This window comes from Streptomyces sp. NPDC005931 (assembly GCF_042871235.1).
Lineage (GTDB): Bacteria > Actinomycetota > Actinomycetes > Streptomycetales > Streptomycetaceae > Streptomyces.
Map to the genome: position 1 here is coordinate 150,072 of NZ_JBIAIG010000009.1, position 17,252 is coordinate 167,323.

14 protein-coding genes, 2 tRNA genes and 1 pseudogene are annotated in these 17,252 nt (G+C 71.5%); 3 read left to right on the forward strand and 14 right to left on the reverse strand.

Annotation, left to right across the window (positions count from 1 at the left end):
- Positions 1-10: 10 nt before the first annotated feature.
- From pdxS to pgsA, 5 genes are all read right to left on the reverse strand, one after another.
- On the reverse strand, positions 11-922 hold the full coding sequence (pdxS, locus tag ACFYOV_RS21605) for a pyridoxal 5'-phosphate synthase lyase subunit PdxS (RefSeq protein WP_093768304.1): 912 nt from the start codon (positions 920-922) through the stop codon (positions 11-13).
- A 148-nt stretch (positions 923-1,070) separates the two neighbouring features.
- Complete coding sequence (locus tag ACFYOV_RS21610; protein WP_389089840.1) at positions 1,071-1,613, reverse strand: hypothetical protein; 543 nt, start codon at positions 1,611-1,613, stop codon at positions 1,071-1,073.
- A gap of 173 nt (positions 1,614-1,786) precedes the next feature.
- The gene (locus ACFYOV_RS21615; protein WP_389089842.1) at positions 1,787-2,950 is read right to left on the reverse strand and encodes a glycosyltransferase family 4 protein; all 1,164 of its coding nucleotides are present in this window, start codon (positions 2,948-2,950) and stop codon (positions 1,787-1,789) included.
- Complete coding sequence (locus ACFYOV_RS21620) at positions 2,947-3,918, reverse strand: phosphatidylinositol mannoside acyltransferase (RefSeq protein WP_389089843.1); 972 nt, start codon at positions 3,916-3,918, stop codon at positions 2,947-2,949. Before ACFYOV_RS21620 ends, ACFYOV_RS21615 begins: the two co-directional genes overlap by 4 nt.
- The gene (pgsA, locus tag ACFYOV_RS21625) at positions 3,915-4,586 is read right to left on the reverse strand and encodes a phosphatidylinositol phosphate synthase (RefSeq protein ID WP_389089845.1); all 672 of its coding nucleotides are present in this window, start codon (positions 4,584-4,586) and stop codon (positions 3,915-3,917) included. Before pgsA ends, ACFYOV_RS21620 begins: the two co-directional genes overlap by 4 nt.
- A 297-nt stretch (positions 4,587-4,883) precedes the next feature.
- On the opposite strand from pgsA, the gene ACFYOV_RS21630 reads away from it, so the two are divergent.
- Together ACFYOV_RS21630 and ACFYOV_RS21635 are read left to right on the forward strand one after the other, a co-directional pair.
- Entirely contained in the window at positions 4,884-7,082 is a 2,199-nt protein-coding gene (locus ACFYOV_RS21630; protein WP_389089846.1) for an elongation factor G-like protein EF-G2, read from the forward strand.
- Between the two features lie 219 nt (positions 7,083-7,301).
- Complete coding sequence (locus ACFYOV_RS21635) at positions 7,302-8,957, forward strand: hypothetical protein (RefSeq protein ID WP_389089848.1); 1,656 nt, start codon at positions 7,302-7,304, stop codon at positions 8,955-8,957.
- 124 nt (positions 8,958-9,081) lie between these two features.
- On the opposite strand, the gene ACFYOV_RS21640 is transcribed toward ACFYOV_RS21635, so the two are convergent.
- From ACFYOV_RS21640 to ACFYOV_RS21655, 4 genes are all read right to left on the reverse strand, one after another.
- The gene (locus ACFYOV_RS21640) at positions 9,082-9,630 is read right to left on the reverse strand and encodes an HIT family protein (RefSeq protein WP_389089849.1); all 549 of its coding nucleotides are present in this window, start codon (positions 9,628-9,630) and stop codon (positions 9,082-9,084) included.
- A gap of 76 nt (positions 9,631-9,706) precedes the next feature.
- Positions 9,707-11,683, reverse strand: a complete 1,977-nt coding sequence (thrS, locus tag ACFYOV_RS21645) for a threonine--tRNA ligase (protein WP_389089851.1) — start codon at positions 11,681-11,683, stop codon at positions 9,707-9,709.
- A 147-nt stretch (positions 11,684-11,830) separates the two neighbouring features.
- Positions 11,831-13,066, reverse strand: coding sequence for a hypothetical protein (locus ACFYOV_RS21650; protein ID WP_389089852.1), 1,236 nt, complete (start codon positions 13,064-13,066; stop codon positions 11,831-11,833).
- Positions 13,063-13,629 (reverse strand): DUF4365 domain-containing protein, encoded by a 567-nt coding sequence (locus tag ACFYOV_RS21655; RefSeq protein WP_389089854.1) that lies wholly within the window; start codon positions 13,627-13,629, stop codon positions 13,063-13,065. The genes ACFYOV_RS21650 and ACFYOV_RS21655 overlap by 4 nt, the downstream gene beginning before the upstream one ends.
- 167 nt (positions 13,630-13,796) lie before the next feature.
- Here ACFYOV_RS21655 and ACFYOV_RS21660 point away from each other — a divergent pair, with 167 nt between their 5' ends.
- Positions 13,797-14,522, forward strand: a complete 726-nt coding sequence (locus ACFYOV_RS21660) for a 3'-5' exonuclease (protein WP_389089855.1) — start codon at positions 13,797-13,799, stop codon at positions 14,520-14,522.
- A 108-nt stretch (positions 14,523-14,630) separates the two neighbouring features.
- Here the strand turns inward: ACFYOV_RS21660 and ACFYOV_RS21665 are convergent.
- From ACFYOV_RS21665 to ACFYOV_RS21685, 5 genes and pseudogenes are all read right to left on the reverse strand, one after another.
- Positions 14,631-14,702: transfer RNA gene (locus ACFYOV_RS21665), tRNA-Val, on the reverse strand.
- A 39-nt stretch (positions 14,703-14,741) separates the two neighbouring features.
- Positions 14,742-15,191, reverse strand: coding sequence for an SRPBCC family protein (locus ACFYOV_RS21670; RefSeq protein WP_389089857.1), 450 nt, complete (start codon positions 15,189-15,191; stop codon positions 14,742-14,744).
- Positions 15,192-15,295: 104 nt separating this feature from the next.
- Positions 15,296-16,121, reverse strand: a pseudogene (locus ACFYOV_RS21675) (ABC transporter substrate-binding protein); the annotation flags it as partial.
- 343 nt (positions 16,122-16,464) lie between these two features.
- Positions 16,465-16,536 (reverse strand) — tRNA-Val (locus ACFYOV_RS21680).
- Between the two features lie 79 nt (positions 16,537-16,615).
- A complete protein-coding gene (locus tag ACFYOV_RS21685; protein ID WP_389089859.1) occupies positions 16,616-17,086 on the reverse strand; it encodes a TIGR02611 family protein in 471 nt (156 codons plus the stop codon).
- Positions 17,087-17,252 lie beyond the last annotated feature (166 nt).

A 17,252-nucleotide genomic window follows, 5' to 3' on the forward strand; every position in this document is an offset into this window, starting at 1 on the left:
ATCCGGTGCCTTACCAGCCGCGGTTGGCGTAGCGCTCGGCCTCGGGGAGCGTGTCGCAGTTGATGCCCACCATGGCCTCGCCCAGGTTGCGGGACGCGTCCGCGATGATCTTCGGGTCGTCGTAGAAGGTGGTCGCCTTCACGATGGCGGCGGCGCGCTTGGCCGGGTCGCCGGACTTGAAGATGCCGGAGCCGACGAAGACGCCCTCGGCACCGAGCTGGCGCATCAGCGCGGCGTCGGCCGGGGTGGCGACACCGCCGGCGGAGAAGAGCACCACCGGGAGCTTGCCCAGCTCGGCGACCTCCTTGACCAGCTCGTACGGGGCACGCAGCTCCTTGGCGGCGGCGTACAGCTCGTGGTTGTCGTAGCCGCGCAGGCGGGCGATCTCGTTCTTGATCTGGCGCAGGTGGCGCACCGCCTCGACGACGTTGCCGGTGCCGGCCTCGCCCTTGGAGCGGATCATGGCGGCGCCCTCGGCGATGCGGCGCAGGGCCTCGCCCAGGTTGGTGGCACCGCAGACGAAGGGGGTGGTGAACGCCCACTTGTCGGAGTGGTTGACCTCGTCGGCCGGGGTGAGGACCTCGGACTCGTCGATGTAGTCGACGCCGAGGGACTGGAGCACCTGGGCCTCGACGAAGTGGCCGATGCGGGACTTCGCCATGACCGGGATGGAGACGGCGTCGATGATGCCCTCGATCATGTCCGGGTCGGACATGCGGGCCACGCCGCCGTCCTTGCGGATGTCGGCCGGGACCCGCTCCAGGGCCATGACGGCGACGGCGCCCGCGTCCTCGGCGATCTTGGCCTGCTCCGGCGTGACGACGTCCATGATCACGCCGCCCTTGAGCTGCTCGGCCATGCCGCGCTTGACGCGTGCGGTGCCGGTCTCGGGACCCTGGTTTTCGGAGAGCGTGCTGGACACGAATGACCTCGCTGAAGAGAAAGAGGGCTACTGCTTCACCGAGGAAACGCGAGGGGACCAGTCCACAGCAAGGGCCAATGGGAAGCCTGTGGATCCTTTTGGGTCCGCGGCGGTCCCGCGGTGGCTCTTCGCGGCGCGGACACCGCCGCTACGCCGCCCGCTCGACCAGGGCCGCCGGGGGTTCGTCGTCCATCTCGAACGCCATCGGGAAGGGGGCGTGCCCGGCCAGCCGGAACCAGCGCACCTTGCGGTGCCGTCGCAGGGCGCGTGCAGCCCGTACCGCGTCGTTGTGGAAGCGGCGGGCCATCGGCACCCTGCGGACCGCCTCGGCGAGCTCGCGGGCCGCTTCCTCTCCCCCGGGCGCCTGCCGGACCGCGTCCACCTGGTGGGCGTCGGCGAACACCGCGCGCAGAGCCTGGCTCAGCTCGCTCTCTGCGACCTCGCGCTGTTCCTCCACCGCCTGCCGCGCGGCGTGCGCGGCCTCGTACAGGACGATCGACGCGGCCGGGTCCAGCACCCCCGAGGTGGCCAGCTCCTGGGTCACGGAGGCGCGGCGCAGCAGTTGTGCGTCGAGCGCGGCACGCGCGGCGTCGATGCGCGCGTGCAGCCGGTCCAGGCGGCCCGCCGTCCAGCTCAGGTAGAGGCCGATGGCGGCGAGGGCTACGAGGATCCAGATGAGGGTTGCGGTCACGGGCGGCAAGGCTACCGGGGCGCTGCCCCGGCCCGGACGGACACCTCGGCCGGGGACGACCTCCGCCCCACGGCGTCAGTCGCCGCACGTGCCGTTCCGGACGGCTCCCCTCCACCGGAGGCCCCCGTCCTCATCGAGTCCGGCGGTGTGGACAACACCTGCGTTCAGTACCTCTAGTCCCTGGCCAGCCCCAGGCGTGCCCACAGCCCCGTGGTGCGGTCGTCCGCCGCCACGGCCGCCGCGCCCGCGGTCACCGTCTCGTAGACCGAGAGGATGTCCGCGCCGACCGTCGACCAGTCGAAGCGGCGGACGTGGGCGCTGCCGCGTTCGCGGAGCTTGGCGCGGCGGTCGGGGTCCTCCAGGAGGCGTACGGCCGCCTCGGCGAGGGCGTCGGCGTCCTCGTTGGGGAACAGTTCTCCGGCCGCGCCCTGGTCGAGGACCTGGGCGAAGGCGTCCAGGTCGGAGGCGAGCACGGGCGCGCCGGCGGACATGGCCTCGACCAGGATGATGCCGAAGCTCTCACCACCGGTGTTGGGCGCCACGTACAGGTCGACGCTGCGCAGGAAGCGGGCCTTGTCCTCGTCACTGATCATGCCGAGGAACTCCACGCGCGCGTGCAGCTCGCGCGGCAGCGATGCGACGGCCTCCTTCTCGTCGCCGCGGCCCGCGACCAGCAGCCGTGCCTGCGGGCGGGCCGCGAGGATCTTCGGCAGGGCCTTCATCAGCACCGGCAGGCCCTTGCGGGGCTCGTCGATGCGGCCGATGAAGCCGATCGTGTCCCCCTGCCAGTCGGGGTTGGGCTCCGCCCCGGCGAAGAAGTCGACGTCGACGCCGTTCGGGATGACCACCGCGTCCCCGCCGAGGTGCTCGACCAGGGTGCGGCGGGCGTACTCGCTGACCGCGATGCGGGCGCTGATCTTCTCCAGGGCCGCCTGGAGGATCGAGTACGCGGCGATCATCGCCCGGGAGCGCGGGTTGGAGGTGTGGAAGGTGGCCACGATCGGCCCCTGGGCCGCCCAGCAGGTCAGCAGGCCGAGGGAGGGCGAGGTCGGCTCGTGGATGTGGATCACGTCGAACGAGCCCTCGTGCAGCCAGCGCCGCACCCGCGCGGCGGACAGGAAGCCGAAGTTCAGCCGGGCCACCGAGCCGTTGTAGGGGACGGGCACCGCGCGGCCGGCCGAGACGACGTACGGAGGCAGCGGGGTGTCGTCGTCGGCCGGGGCCAGCACGGACACCTCGTGGCCCAGGCGGACGAAGTACTCGGCGAGGTCCCGGATGTGGAACTGGACACCACCCGGCACGTCCCAGGAGTACGGGCAGACGATGCCGATCCTCACGAGGTCCCCTTCCGGTCCTTCTCGGCGGCCCTCGCAGCGTCCTCGTCGTACTCCACCGTATTCCCCGGGTCACGCGCGGGGTCGAGGTCCTTCAGCCACAGACGCTGCAACATGTGCCAGTCCTCGGGATGCTCGGCGATGCCTGCGGCGAAGGCGTCGGCCAGCGCCTGTGTCATCGCGGACGCCTTCTCGCCGCGCGTACCGGACGGGGGTACGGGGACCGGCGGATGGACCCGGCCGCGCATCACGGGCGAGTCGTCGTACCAGAGCGTGGCGGGCAGCAGCAGGGCGCCCGTCTGCTGGGCGAGTAGCGCGGGGCCGGCCGGCATCCGCGCCTTCTCGCCGAAGAAGTCGACCTCCACGCCCGAGGCGGACAGGTCGCGGTCGGCCACGAGGCAGACCAGGCCGCCGTCGCGCAGCCGCCGGGCCAGGGTGCCGAAGGCGGAGCCGCCGCTGTGCGGGAGGACCTCCATGCCCAGGCCCTCGCGGTAGGCGACGAACCGGTCGTACAGCGTCTCCGGCTTCAGCCGCTCGGCGACGGTGGTGAACGGGATGCCGAGCGCGGTGGTGACCCACGCGCCCGCGAGGTCCCAGTTGGCCAGGTGCGGCAGCGCCAGGACGACGCCCCTGCCGGCCGCCAGGCCATCGGTCAGGTGGTGCAGGTCGTCGGGCGCGAAGCCGCTCCTGACGCGCTCGGCGCTCCAGGCCGGGAGCCGGAAGGACTCCATCCAGTAGCGCAGGTAGGACCGCATGCCCGCGCGGGAGAGTTCGGCGAGCCGCGCGGGGCTCGCGTCCGGCACCACGCGCGCGTAGTTGGCCTCCAGCCGCAGCACGCCCTTGCCGCGCTGCCTCCAGGCGAGGTCGGCGATGGTCCGGCCGAGCCGTACGGCGACGGGCTCGGGAAGCTTCTTCACGGTGCCCCAGCCGGCGCCGTACAGGGCGTCGATCAGCCGCTCACGGGCGCTCACTTGGCGGCCTCGCTCCCCTCGGTCTCCTGCCGCTCGGCCGCCTCGACCTCGGCGGACTCGCGGCGCACGGTGACGACCCGCTGGATCAGCGTGACGAGGCTGCCGACGGCGACGATCCACAGGGCGACCGGCAGCAGGTACTGGATGCCGGGCACGCCGAACGCGTGCAGGCCCGCGAGGCCGGCCGCGACCAGCGAGATGACCAGCCGCTCGGCCCGCTCGACCAGGCCGTTCACCGCGACCGGCAGGCCGATCGACTCGCCGCGCGCCTTGGTGTACGACACCACCTGGCCGCTGGCCAGGCAGAAGATCGAGACGGCGCACAGGGCGATGTCGTCGCCGCCGCCCGCGTACCACAGGGCGAACCCGCCGAAGATCGCGCCGTCGGCGACCCGGTCCAGGGTGGAGTCGAGGAAGGCGCCCCAGCGGCTGGAGCGGCCCAGCTGGCGGGCCATGTTGCCGTCGACCAGGTCGGAGAACACGAACAGTGTGATCACGACCGTGCCCCAGAAGAACTCGCCCCTGGGGTAGAACACCAGCGCGCCCGTCACCACGCCCGCGGTGCCGATGAGCGTGACCGTGTCGGGGCTGACCCCCCGCCGGATGAGAAACGCGGCGAACGGCGTGAGGACACGCGTGAAGAATGCACGCGCGTACTTGTTCAGCATGGCCTTCCCGACGGTCGTGTGGCCGCATGGCCCCTGCTGGCCACCGGCTGGCCCATCGTAGCCACGCGCGTGCGGGCGCGGAGGCCGGGCACCCGGACCGGTCGCGGGGCCCGTCGGACCGGGGATCTCACGGGTCCATCACGGGGAGCGGGGTGGCGGGATCGGGTCGTTCGTATGGACGCACCGTGACGGGAGTGGAAAGCTCGAAGAACCGCGGGCGTCGCCGGAGCCGCACCGCACGCGGGGCTCCGCGTGTCCGCGCCCACAGTGACCTCACCGTGCACGGGAGGCAGGACCATGGGCGACAAGGCGCACACACACCCCGGAGCCGCCGGCAGGGCACAGGCGGCCGACCACCCCGCGTCCGTACGGAATGTGGTGCTGGTCGGCCACTCCGGATCGGGCAAGACGACTCTGGTGGAGGCTCTCGCGCTGACCGCGGGAGCGGTCAACCGGGCGGGCCGCGTGGAGGACGGCGGGACCGTCTCCGACTACGACGAGATCGAGCACCGGCAGCAGCGCTCGGTACAGCTCTCCCTGGTGCCCGTCGAATGGGACGGCATCAAGATCAACCTACTGGACACCCCCGGATACGCCGACTTCGTCGGTGAGCTCAGGGCCGGTCTGCGAGCGGCGGACGCGGCCCTTTTCGTCGTCTCGGCCTCCGACGGCGTGGACGGCTCGACCCGCATGGTGTGGGACGAGTGCGCGGCCGTCGGCATGCCGCGCGCCATCGTCGTCACCCGTCTGGAGGCCGCCCGGGCGGACTTCGAGGAGATGACGCGGATCTGCGCGGAGACGTTCGGCGGGGACGACCCCGACGCCGTCCTGCCGCTGTACCTGCCGCTGCACGGCCCCCAGGGGCCCGACGGGCACGCGCCCGTGACCGGGCTGGTCGGCCTGCTGTCGCAGAAGCTGTTCGACTACTCGACCGGCGAGCGCAAGGAGTCCGAGCCCGGCGAGGACCAGCTGCCGCTGCTCGAGGAGGCCCGCAACCGGCTCATCGAGGGGATCATCTCCGAGAGCGAGGACGAAACCCTCATGGACCGCTACCTCGGCGGCGAGCGGGTCGACGTCAAGACGCTGATCGAGGACCTGGAGCGGGCGGTCGCGCGCGGCGTCTTCCACCCCGTCCTGGCCGCCGCCCCCGCGGCCGACGGCGCCCGACAGGGCCTCGGCACGGTCGAGCTGCTGGAGCTGATCACCCGGGGTTTCCCGACGCCGCTGGAGCACGGCGCCCCGCGCGTGACCACCGTCGACGGCAGGCCGCGCGAGCTGGAGCCCTGTGACCCCGACGCCCCCTTGGTCGCCGAGGTCGTGAAGACCTCCTCGGACCCGTACGTCGGAAGGCTCTCGCTGGTGCGGGTGTTCTCCGGGACCCTGCGCGCCGACCAGACGGTCCACGTCTCCGGGCACGGCCTGGCCGACCGGGGCCACGAGGACCACGACGTCGACGAGCGGATCGGTGCCCTGTCCACGCCGTTCGGCAAGCTCCAGCGCCCGGTGTCGCACGTCATCGCGGGCGATCTGGCGTGCGTGGCCAAGCTCGGCCGCGCGGAGACCGGGGACACCCTGTCCGCCAAGGACGACCCGCTGCTGATGGAGCCGTGGGAGATGCCCGACCCGCTGCTGCCGCTCGCCATCCAGGCGCACAGCAAACCCGACGAGGACAAGCTCTCGCAGGGGCTGGCCCGGCTGGTCGCCGAGGACCCGACGATGCGGCTGGAACAGAACCAGGACACCCACCAGGTGGTCCTGTGGTGCCTGGGCGAGGCCCACGCGGACGTGGCCCTGGAACGGCTGCGCAGCCGTTACGGCGTCCAGGTCGACGTCGTACCGCACAAGGTCTCGCTGCGGGAGACGTTCGGCGGCAGGGCGTCCGGGCGCGGGCGGCACGTCAAACAGTCCGGCGGCCACGGGCAGTTCGCCATCTGCGAGATCGAGGTGGAGCCACTGCCGGGCGGTTCGGGCATCGAGTTCGTGGACAAGGTGGTCGGCGGCGCCGTGCCGCGGCAGTTCATCCCCTCCGTGGAGAAGGGCGTGCGGGCCCAGGCCGCCAAGGGAGTTGCCGCGGGCCATCCGCTGATCGACGTCCGGGTGACGCTGCTGGACGGCAAGGCCCACTCGGTGGACTCCTCCGACGCCGCGTTCCAGACGGCGGGCGCGCTGGCCCTGCGGGAGGCCGCGGCCGATGCGAAGATCCACCTGCTGGAACCGGTGGCCGAGGTGAGCGTACTGGTCGGTGACGACTACGTGGGCGCGGTGATGAGCGACCTGTCCGGCCGGCGCGGCCGGGTCGTCGGAACCGAGCAGGCACCCGGCGGGCGCACGCTCGTCAAGGCCGAGGTGCCCGAGATCGAGATCGGCCGGTACGCCATCGACCTGCGCTCGCTCTCCCACGGCACCGCGCGCTTCAGCCGCCGCTACGCACGGCACGAGCCGATGCCGCCGCAGATCGCCGAGCGGGTGCGCGAGGAGGCGCGCAGCGCCTCCTAGTCGGCGCCGGGCGCCCGCGCGGACGGTCCGCGGGCGCCCGCGCACCCACCCTGCCGGAACACGCCTCCGCGATGCCTCACTCCCTCTCGGCGGGCGGCTTGGGCCGTCCGCCGACGGATGCCGACGGCTGGGGATACGCTGAAGAACTGATCAACAGGTGTGCGCAGCAAGGAAGTCGGGAAGGCCGCATGACGACAGTCGCGGCGATCGGGGGCGGGAATGACCGTTGAGAGCGGTTATGCGGACTTCTTCGGTCCGCAGGTGCCGCGCATGGGCGACGAGGGGCAGACGCCGACGTTCGCGCTGGCCTCCGCCGCCTATCGGGACAACGAGGCCGAGGAGATACTCAAGGCCAACACCGAGTGGCACAAGTCCGCCGTCGGCAAGCCCAGGATCGCGCTGTTCCGGCCCAACCTGGGCGAGGCGTTCTCCCGGGCGATCATCGACCGGATGCTGGGCGCCGGCCGCGCGCCGCTGATCCAGTCGTTCGGCACCCAGCCACAGGTGGTGGTGGAACACGCGCTGGCGGCCCACCGCATCCGCCGGGAGCGCGACAACTGGCTGAGCGCCGTCATGGTCCTGTGCGGGCTGCTGTTCCTGCCCGGGCTCGTGGTGTGGCTGCTGGTCTTCCAGATCCGCACCACGATCGTCAAGCGCGAGGACAAGCGGGCCGGGGCGCTGGCCACCACGCTCCTCGTGGCGATGGGCGCCCTCGCGGTGATCTTCCTGATCCGCATGCCGTTCGGCGGCTTCTGGGGGTGGTACGCGCGTGCGGCGGTGATCGCCCCGGTGGTGGGCTGGTTCTGGGCGAAGCGAATCTGCGAGCGCACCGCGACGGACCTCAGGGAGCGCTGGGACAGCCTGCTCTCCGGCGGCAGCGTGGGTGCCAAGGTGCCGGAGGCGGTGCCGAGCAGCCCCGGCGAGACCGCGGCCGAACAACTGCGCCAGTCCCTGGCCCGGCTCAGCGCCGAGCAGCAGTCCAACAGCGTCTTCTACGCCGGGCCCAAGGGCATACTCGGCATGGGCACCCGCTGGGGCAGCTGGACACTCGCCGAGGAACTGGTACCGGCCGACCGGGACCGGGAGATCCACCCCTTCCGCAGCTGGGACGTCATCAAGGCCATCCACGACCGGCTGCGCATGCTGGAGCGCGGCCCGCTGCACACCGGCGGATTCCCCAAACCGTCGATACAGCACTGGATCGTCACGCCGATCGGCGAGAACGCCACGGCGGTGACCCGGCCCGACGGCACGGACGTCGAGGCGTACCGGATCAAGCCGCACGCCATACAGGACATCTGCAACAAGCAGCAGTTCAGCGCGGGCGACCGGCACTATCTGGGCGTCCAGTGGACCCTGTGGGACGGCCAGTTGGTCATCACCATGCTGATCACGGTGACGGTGCTGCACGAGACGCTGCGCATCGAGGTCACCGGGCACGCGCTGGGGCCGGTGCACTCCCTGTTCACCACCAAGCCGGCGGCCAAGGAGAAGGAGGTCCAGAAGTCGATCAGGTTCTGGGAGACCCGCAAGGTGAAGCTCCCCCTGGTCGACACCGACGAGGTGGTGCGCCTGGCCGCGCGGGCTCCGCTGACCTGGTACCCGCCGCTGCTGTACTGGCTGGGCGGCAGCCTGACGCTGCCCGAGCCGTTCGGCCTGCGGCATGCCTGGGCCGACAAGCCGTGGCGGCACCGATTCATGGCCGACGACGCGCTGCGGGCGGCGACGCCCGTGCTGCGGGTGGTGCACCAGGCGGCGATCAAGGTCCTGGCGGAGAACGGCGTGGACACGGAGAAGTTCGGTGCACGCTCGTCGTTCCTCAGCACGGCGGTGCAGGACGCGGCGCCCAAGAAGGCGGACCTCTACGACGCGTGACGCCGGGAGGACCGCGGGCGGTCGTTCGGCCGCCGTGAGGGGGCCGCCCCCGGCCTCACCCCGCGCGAGCGCGGCCGGGTGTGGGGGCACGCCCGAGGGCCGTCCGGGCGACGGCCCGCCGGGCTCAGCCGGCCGGCCACGCCTCCGCGAGCATCTTGCGGGTGTCGGCCAGCAACTGCGGCAGCACCCTGGTGTGACCGACCACCGGCATGAAGTTCGTGTCCCCGCCCCAGCGCGGCACGATGTGCTGGTGCAGGTGCGCGGCGATGCCGGCGCCCGCGACCGTGCCCTGGTTCATGCCGATGTTGAACCCGTGCGCCCCGGACGCGACGCGCAGCGCGGTCATCGCCTGCTTGGTCAGCTCCGCGAGCTCCGCGGTCTCCTCGGCGGTGAGGTCGGTGTAGTCGGCGACGTGGCGGTACGGCACGGTCATCAGGTGGCCGCCGTTGTACGGGTAGAGGTTGAGCACCGCGTAGACCCGCTCGCCACGCCGGACGACCAGCCCGTCCTCGTCGGACGTGGCCGGGATCGAGCAGAAGGGGCAGCCGTCGTCGGCCCCGGGGCCGGTCGGCTTGTTCTCGCCCTGGATGTAGGCCATCCGGTGGGGCGTCCACAGACGCTGGAACGCGTCCTGCGTGCCCACTCCCAACTGCTGCTCCGGCTCACTCGTCATGCGTGCAGCATATGGCGTCGCCCGCAGCCACGGGAAAGGCCCCCGGGCTCGCTCCCGGGGGCCCCACGTGCGCGTGTCAGACCTGCGCCCGGTCCTCGACGACCTTCACGATCTTGTCGATCGCCTCGTCGGCGGGGATGCCATTCTCCTGGGAGCCGTCGCGGTAGCGGAAGGAGACCGAGCCCGCGTTCATGTCGTCGTCGCCGACGATGATCATGAAGGGGACCTTCTGCTTCTGCGCCGTCCGGATCTTCTTCTGCATGCGGTCCGAGGAGGAGTCGACCTCGATGCGCAGCCCCCGCTTGCGGGCCTGCGCGGCGAACTTCTCCAGGTACTCCACGTGCGCGTCGCCCACCGGGATGCCGACCGCCTGCACCGGCGCCAGCCACGCCGGGAAGGCGCCCGCGTAGTGCTCGAGCAGCACGGCGAAGAAGCGCTCGATGGAGCCGAAGAGTGCACGGTGGATCATGACCGGGCGGGTCTTGGAGCCGTCGGCGGCGGTGTACTCCAGGTCGAAGCGCTCGGGCAGGTTGAAGTCGAGCTGGATGGTCGACATCTGCCAGGTGCGGCCGATGGCGTCCTTGGCCTGGACGGAGATCTTAGGACCGTAGAAGGCGGCGCCGCCCGGGTCCGGGACCAGCGGCAGGCCCTGCTTCTCGGCGACCCGGCGCAGCGTCTCGGTGGCCTCCTCCCACGCCTCGTCCGAACCGACGAACTTCTCCGGGTCCTTGGTGGACAGCTCCAGGTAGAAGTCGGTCAGACCGTAGTCGCGCAGCAGGTTGAGGACGAAGGTGAGGGTCTTGTCGAGCTCCTCGGACATCTGCTCACGGGTGCAGTAGATGTGCGCGTCGTCCTGGGTGAAGCCGCGGGCCCGGGTCAGGCCGTGTACGACGCCCGACTTCTCGTACCGGTACACGGTCCCGAACTCGAACAGGCGCAGCGGCAGTTCGCGGTAGGAGCGGCCGCGCGCGTCGAAGATCAGGTTGTGCATCGGGCAGTTCATGGGCTTGAGGTAGTAGTCCACGCCCTCGTCGAGCTGCATGGGCGGGTACATGCCGTCGGCGTACCAGTCCAGGTGGCCCGAGGTCTCGAAGAGCTTCCCCTTCGTCGCGTGCGGGGTGTAGACGAACTCGTAGCCCTCCTCCTCGTGACGGCGCCGCGAGTAGTCCTCCATGACCCGGCGGACGACGCCGCCCCTGGGGTGGAAGACGGCGAGGCCGGAACCGATCTGCTCCGGGATGGAGAACAGGTCGAGCTCGGCGCCGAGCTTGCGGTGGTCGCGCTTCTCGGCCTCGGCCAGGAACTCCAGGTGGGCCTTGAGCTCGTCCTTGGACGGCCAGGCGGTGCCGTAGATGCGCTGGAGCATCGGGTTCTTCTCGCTGCCGCGCCAGTAGGCGGCGGCGTTGCGCATCAGCTTGAACGCCGGGATGTTCCGGGTGGTGGGCAGGTGGGGACCGCGGCAGAGGTCCTTCCAGCACAGCTCTCCGGACCTGGCGTCCAGGTTGTCGTAGATGGTCAGCTCACCGGCACCGACCTCGACGTCCGCGCCGTCGTCGCTGGAGGCGGAGCCCTTGAGGCCGATCAGCTCCAGCTTGTACGGCTCGTCGGCGAGCTCCTCGCGGGCGGCCTCGTCGGTCACCACGCGGCGGGAGAAGCGCTGCCCCCGCTTCTGGATCTCCTGCATCTTCTTCTCGATGGCCTTGAGATCCTCGGGCGTGAACGGCTTCTCCACATCGAAGTCGTAGTAGAAGCCGTCCCGGACGGGCGGTCCGATGCCCAGCTTGGCCTCGGGGAACAGTTCCTGCACGGCCTGGGCCATGACGTGCGCGGTGGAGTGGCGCAGGATGTTGAGGCCGTCCTCGGAGGAGATGTCCACTCCCTCGACGGTCTCGCCGTCCCCGACCTCGTAGGAGAGGTCCTTGAGCTCGCCGGCCACGCGCGCGGCGATGACCGAGCGCTCGCCGGCGAAGAGCTCGGCGGCCGTAGTGCCCGTCGTCACCACGCGTTCTTCCCGCTCGGAATCGCGTTGGATGATCACACGGACGTCTGACACCGGTCTCTCCTGACTGAAGGGTGTGGTCGCGGCGCCATACCGGAGCGCACGCATGGGTGCGATCGTACCGACCCGTGACCGCCCTGGGCGAAATCGGCCCTCGGGGGTCCAGGACGGACCCGGTGCGGACCGTGCCCACGGGCCCGGTCAGTCCCCGAAGTCGGGCCCGCAGGCCTCGCCGAAGAAGGCCGCCGCCTCCACGTGCTCCTGGAGCGACTTCATCAGCCGGTCCCGCTCGGCCTCGTCGACCTGCACCGGTACGACCTCCCCGACCCCCGTCAGCCGGCGGAAGCCGCCCCGGCTCTCCAGGAGCCCGCGCACCCGTACGGGCACCCCGACGAGGTGCGCGTGCCCGGCGATGCGGTACTGCTCCTCGCCGAGCGTGATCCGCACGTACCCGACCTCTGCGCCGGCCAGCACGCGCAGCCGTACGGTGCCCTCGCCGCGCGGGCCGGACCGGCGCATTCGGACCACCACGCCGGTGATCCGCACCGGTACGGACGGCTCCCGGTGCCGATAGCGGGCGCCGGCCTCGCGCAGGGCGGGGAGGTCGCCGGGCGAGAACTCGACGGGTTCGGCGCCGGCGGCGCAGCCTTCCGGCACGCCGGCCGCCGGGGCCCATGCGACGGCGATCCGGGCGCCCTCACTGCCCCGCACGAGGGTGACGAGGGCCTCGGTCAGTTCGTGGCTGACGCCCGCTTCGACGGCCCCGTCGAACGCGTCCATGCCGCCGGTGGCGCGCCGGTAGTCGACAGCCTCCCGCGCGGCGTGCAGGGCCTGGTGGAGGCGTACGGCGAGGGGGCGGGCGGTGGCGACGGGCGCGAAGGCGGTCAGCCGGCGACCGCCGTGGGCGGGGCCGACCAGGATGTCGTCCAGCGTGGCGGCGGCCGGGCGGCGGTGCCGGGTGCCGTGGTAGCCGGCCCGGGCTCGGGTGGCGAGCGCGGCGGCGAGCAGGGTGCGGCGGGCGGCGGTGCGCAGCTGCTCCTCCGCGGTCCAGGCGGCGGTGCCGCCGGGCCCGGCCGGTGTGTCGCGCCACCAGCGGATCTCGTCGCTGGGCACGGTGAGCGAGGCGAGCACCTCGCGGGCGGAGGGGGTGGCGCTGCGGGACAGGGCCTGCAGGGCCTCGGCGAGCAGGTCGTCGCTGTCGGGGAAGGCACGGCTCTCCGGCACCAGCAGGCTGGTGCCGCCCGCGCCCGGTCCGGGCGGGGTCCAGCGGCCGTAGCGTCCGGGAGCGCCGCCGCGCCGCTGCCAGCCGTGGCGGTGCAGCAGGGCGCCCAGGACGGCCGGGTCGACCTCGGCGGGCTCGAGGGCCCGTGCGCCGGAGCCCTCGGCGGGGTGCGGGCGTACCGGCCGCAGTGGTCCGCCGATCGGGCGGTGCGTCATGGTTTCCCTCCCGTCCCGACCCGCGTCATGATCTCGCACAGCGCCCGGTCGTCGAAGATGCGGGCGGTCGGGATCCGCACGGTGGTGCGGCGCCGACCGGTGACCGGGTGCCCGGCCAGGTTGGTCCAGTAGCAGCAGTGCCGGAGGTCGAGCCGGTCGTGGCCGGCGCGCAGCCAGTCGCCCTGCGAGCGCGGGACGAGCATGACGACGAGGATCTTGTGCACCGAGACCGGGGTGCGGGCCAGCTTGGCCAGGTGCGCGTTGTCCAGCGTGAACGAGAAGGAGGGGCCCGGCGGGTGGGGCGCCACCTGGTAGGTGGCCTTCAGCTGGACCTTGATGGTGACCTCGTCGTCGACCGTGTGCCCCGGTGCGCTGTGGCTGACGTGCCAGTCGATGCCGTTGTCCGGAAAGGGCTGGGACAGTGAGCAGCCCGCGGCCGCCGCGACCGCGTGCAGGTAGCCGACCTGCAAGGTCTCCATGCAGGCGGTGGTGGCGAGAGTGCCTCGGGAGGGAGCCGTGCGCTCGGGCAGCAGCCCGCCCCGTTCGGGCTGCACCATGGCCATGACCAACAGCCTTCCAGAACAGGTGTGTCCCGCTGCGGGCCGCTGAACTGCGCGTACCCGTACTCCTGTTGTCTCCTTCCGGCGTACGGCCCAAACAGCCCGGGTATCAACCGGTCGGGCAGTGGACGGCGCGTCAACTGCCGGTGGTGAGCGAGGGGTTGTTGGGTATGACGTGCTGGTACGAAGGGCCGCTGGCCGCTTTCGACACGGAGACGACGGGCGTGGACGTCGAGACCGACCGGATCGTGTCGGCCGCCGTCGTCGTCCAGGACGCTCCGGGCACCCGGCCGCGGGTCAGCCGCTGGCTGGTGAACCCGGGGGTTCCGGTGCCCGCCGCGGCTACACGGGTGCACGGGCTGACGGAGGAGCACCTCCAGCGCAACGGCCGCTGGCCGGCGCCGGTGATGTACGAGGTGGCCGAGGCGCTGGCCGAGCAGGCCGGGGTGGGCCGCCCGCTGGTGGTGATGAACGCGCCGTTCGATCTCACTCTGCTGGACCGGGAGTTGCGCCGTCACCGCGCCTCGTCGCTGAACCGGTGGTTCGAGCGGACGCCGCTGCTGGTACTGGACCCGTGGGTCCTCGACAAGCACCTGGACCGCTACCGCAAGGGCCGCCGCACGCTCACCGACCTGTGCGAGCACTACGGCGTCCCGCTGGAGGGGGCGCACGACGCGGCGGCGGACGCGGTGGCCGCGCTGGAGGTGACCCGGGCGGTCGGGCGGCGCTTCGCGTCCCGGCTGGAGCGGCTGTCCCCGGGTGAGCTGCACACGCTCCAGGCGGTGTGGCACGCGGCGCAGGCCCGGGGACTCCAGGCGTGGTTCGCGCGCAGCGGTACGGAGGAGTCGGTGGACCCGGCCTGGCCCCTGCGCCCGGACCTGCCGGCGGCGGCCTGAGCCGTGCCGTGGAGGCCGGAGACGACTCCGACGCGGGGCGCAGCCCGCGGGACACACGAAGAGAGCGACGCGGTCCGCGCAGATGCGGAAACACGTCGCTCTCGGCCGTGGGCGATACTGGGTTCGAACCAGTGACCTCTTCGGTGTGAACGAAGCGCTCTCCCACTGAGCTAATCGCCCGGGAACGCACTGAACAATACAGGTGCCGGGACGCTTCCTTCAAACCGCTTCCAGGTGGGCGGCCAGTCCGCGCCGCCCGGCCCGCATCATCAGCGTGTGGTTGAGGTGGAAGAGGGGTCGTCCCGGCACGGCGAGCCGCCTGAGCAGCGGTCTGCGCACGTCGACCTCCTGGTCGTAGCGGGCGAGGCTGCCGCCGTCCCCGCGGCGGCTGATCGTCCAGCGCGCCCAACCCTCGACGTCCCCGGACAGGCCCGCCTCCAGTATCCCGGCCGCGGGGTCGCGAAGCCCCTCCTTCATGGCCGTGACCAGGTCGAACGGGAGGAGCGAGCGGATGCGGACGAGTCCTCGGGTGTCGTCGACGCGGGTGACCTCCCGCACCTGCGGCCACCAGCCGGGATAGTCCTCGATGCGCTCCAGCGCCCGGTACACCGCCGGCACCGGCGCGGTCAGGCTCCACAGACTGCGGAATCGGTAATGGTTCCAGTCCATGCACCGAGTGTGCCCGCCCGCGCTTGGCGTGCGCCTCACGGCATCCGGTCCCCGAGCAGCGCCAGGTTCTCGGCGGCGGCGAGGCCGCAGAGCGCGGTGTCGTCCTTCTCCGGGTCGGCGAACAGCCCGGACCTCACGCCCTTCTCCGCCTTCGTCCACCACTCGGTCAGGTCCGACCCGGCGAATCCGAGACCGGTCTCGGTGAAAAGGCCTTGCTGTTCTGACGCAGGTACAGGTCGTAGGGGTACATGACGCCGTACATCCCACTGTCGCCGGCCCGGCCGGTCCGGTCGCTGATCCTCCTCATCGCCCCGTCGAAGTCGCCCCAGGTCCACCCCGGTTCGATTGTCCGCCCCGGTTCGGCCTTGACGCCGGCCCGGGTGTGGACGGGTTGTCGTCGACCGGGGGCCATCGAGTCCGAACCGACCGGCACGCCGAGGAGCCTGCTGTCCATCTCACCGAACTTCTCGAGGCCCGCACGAAGTCCCTCCATGGAGGATGGCCCGCCTCGACCTGCTCGTTCAGGTCGAGCACTACATTCTTCGCATCGTATTCGCGCAGGAATCCGATGGCATTCTGGAAGACGCCCGGCGGATTCCCGCCCGGGGACCGGGTGTTGAACTTCTTCCAGAAGTCGAGGTACGGCTGTAAGTCGGTCTTGACCTTGAGTCTTCGGGTCTTCTTCCCGAAGAGCCCGATCGTCCTGTTGTTCCGCTGGGCCCGATCCTCGGCATCCCCCAGGAGTAACGGATCGTCACCTTCCCCTCTCCCGAGCCGCTGCCCCACCGCACGCGCTCGCCGTGGCGCGCCGAGCCCCGCGACGGCCGGCGAAGCCCCAGCCGCTTCGAGGATCGTCCGCCTCACGGCCCGCCCCTCCGGCACCCCCGCTCTGGTGCAGCGCGCCTCCCCGGCGCCGTCGCACCCGCGCATGAATCATGTCGAGCAAGCGCTTGCCGACACAAGGTGCGGAGGCCCTAGGACCACGTCGACGATTCGGACAGGAATTGATGGCCGCGCGGACCGCTCGGCGCCGCCGGACACTCCGCCCGCTGTCGACGGGCGAGGGCGGGAACGCCCACGTGGAGGTGCGTGAGCGACCGGCCGAACGGCTGTGGGCCCGCCGGGGCGGGAGCCGCGGAAGGTCACGGTTGGATGAAGCCGGGCGGCAAGCGGAGGATCCGGCCTCCGTGCGGAGCCTCACGGCACGGTCACCCCTCGCACACGACGAGGCGGCCCGGCTCACCAGTGGTGAGCCGGGCCGCCTGTGATCCGGTGGGCGATACTGGGTTCGAACCAGTGACCTCTTCGGTGTGAACGAAGCGCTCTCCCACTGAGCTAATCGCCCGGACGCAGGAAGAACATTACCCCATGTCAGGGGGTGCCCGTGACCAGGGCCGGCCGAGCCATGACACCCCCTGCGCGGATCACTGGTCCTTGATCTTCCAGGGCATCTCGAAGCCGAACTTCCACAGGTAGATCCCCGCGAGCACGGCCACGATGACGACACCGACCGTGGTCAGGATGATGTTGCGTCGCCGGACCTTTGGGTCCAAGGCCCGCTGGGCCGCCTCGGTGACCTTGCGCTTGGTCCAGCGCAGCACCAACTGGGCCCAGACGAACTCGGTCGCCCAGATCGCCATGCCCCCGAATATCACGACCCAGCCCGGTCCGGGCAGCGGCAGCATGATGACGCCGGCCACCACGACCGCGAGGCCGATGATGAAGACTCCCACCTGCCAGCTGAGGTGCAGGGCGCGCCGCGCCTTGATGAATTCCGGCGCCCTCGAACCGAGCGCCCGCTCGTCCCGCACCCCGTCCGCCTTCGCCACGTCGGCCGCCTTCGCCATGTCGGCCGCCACGGCGGCTTCGCCAGGCTTGTTACTCCCCGTGTTCATACGGCCAAACACTACCGGAGACATTCCGGTCACCGGAATGGGCGCAGGTCGCGAACGATCTCTCGGCCGGAAGAGTTACGTAAACGCCCGCAAAACACTCAGAGGGGTTTACAACGGCACCGTAGGTGGCATGTCGATTTCGCCGACGTGCGAATCCCCGAGCGCA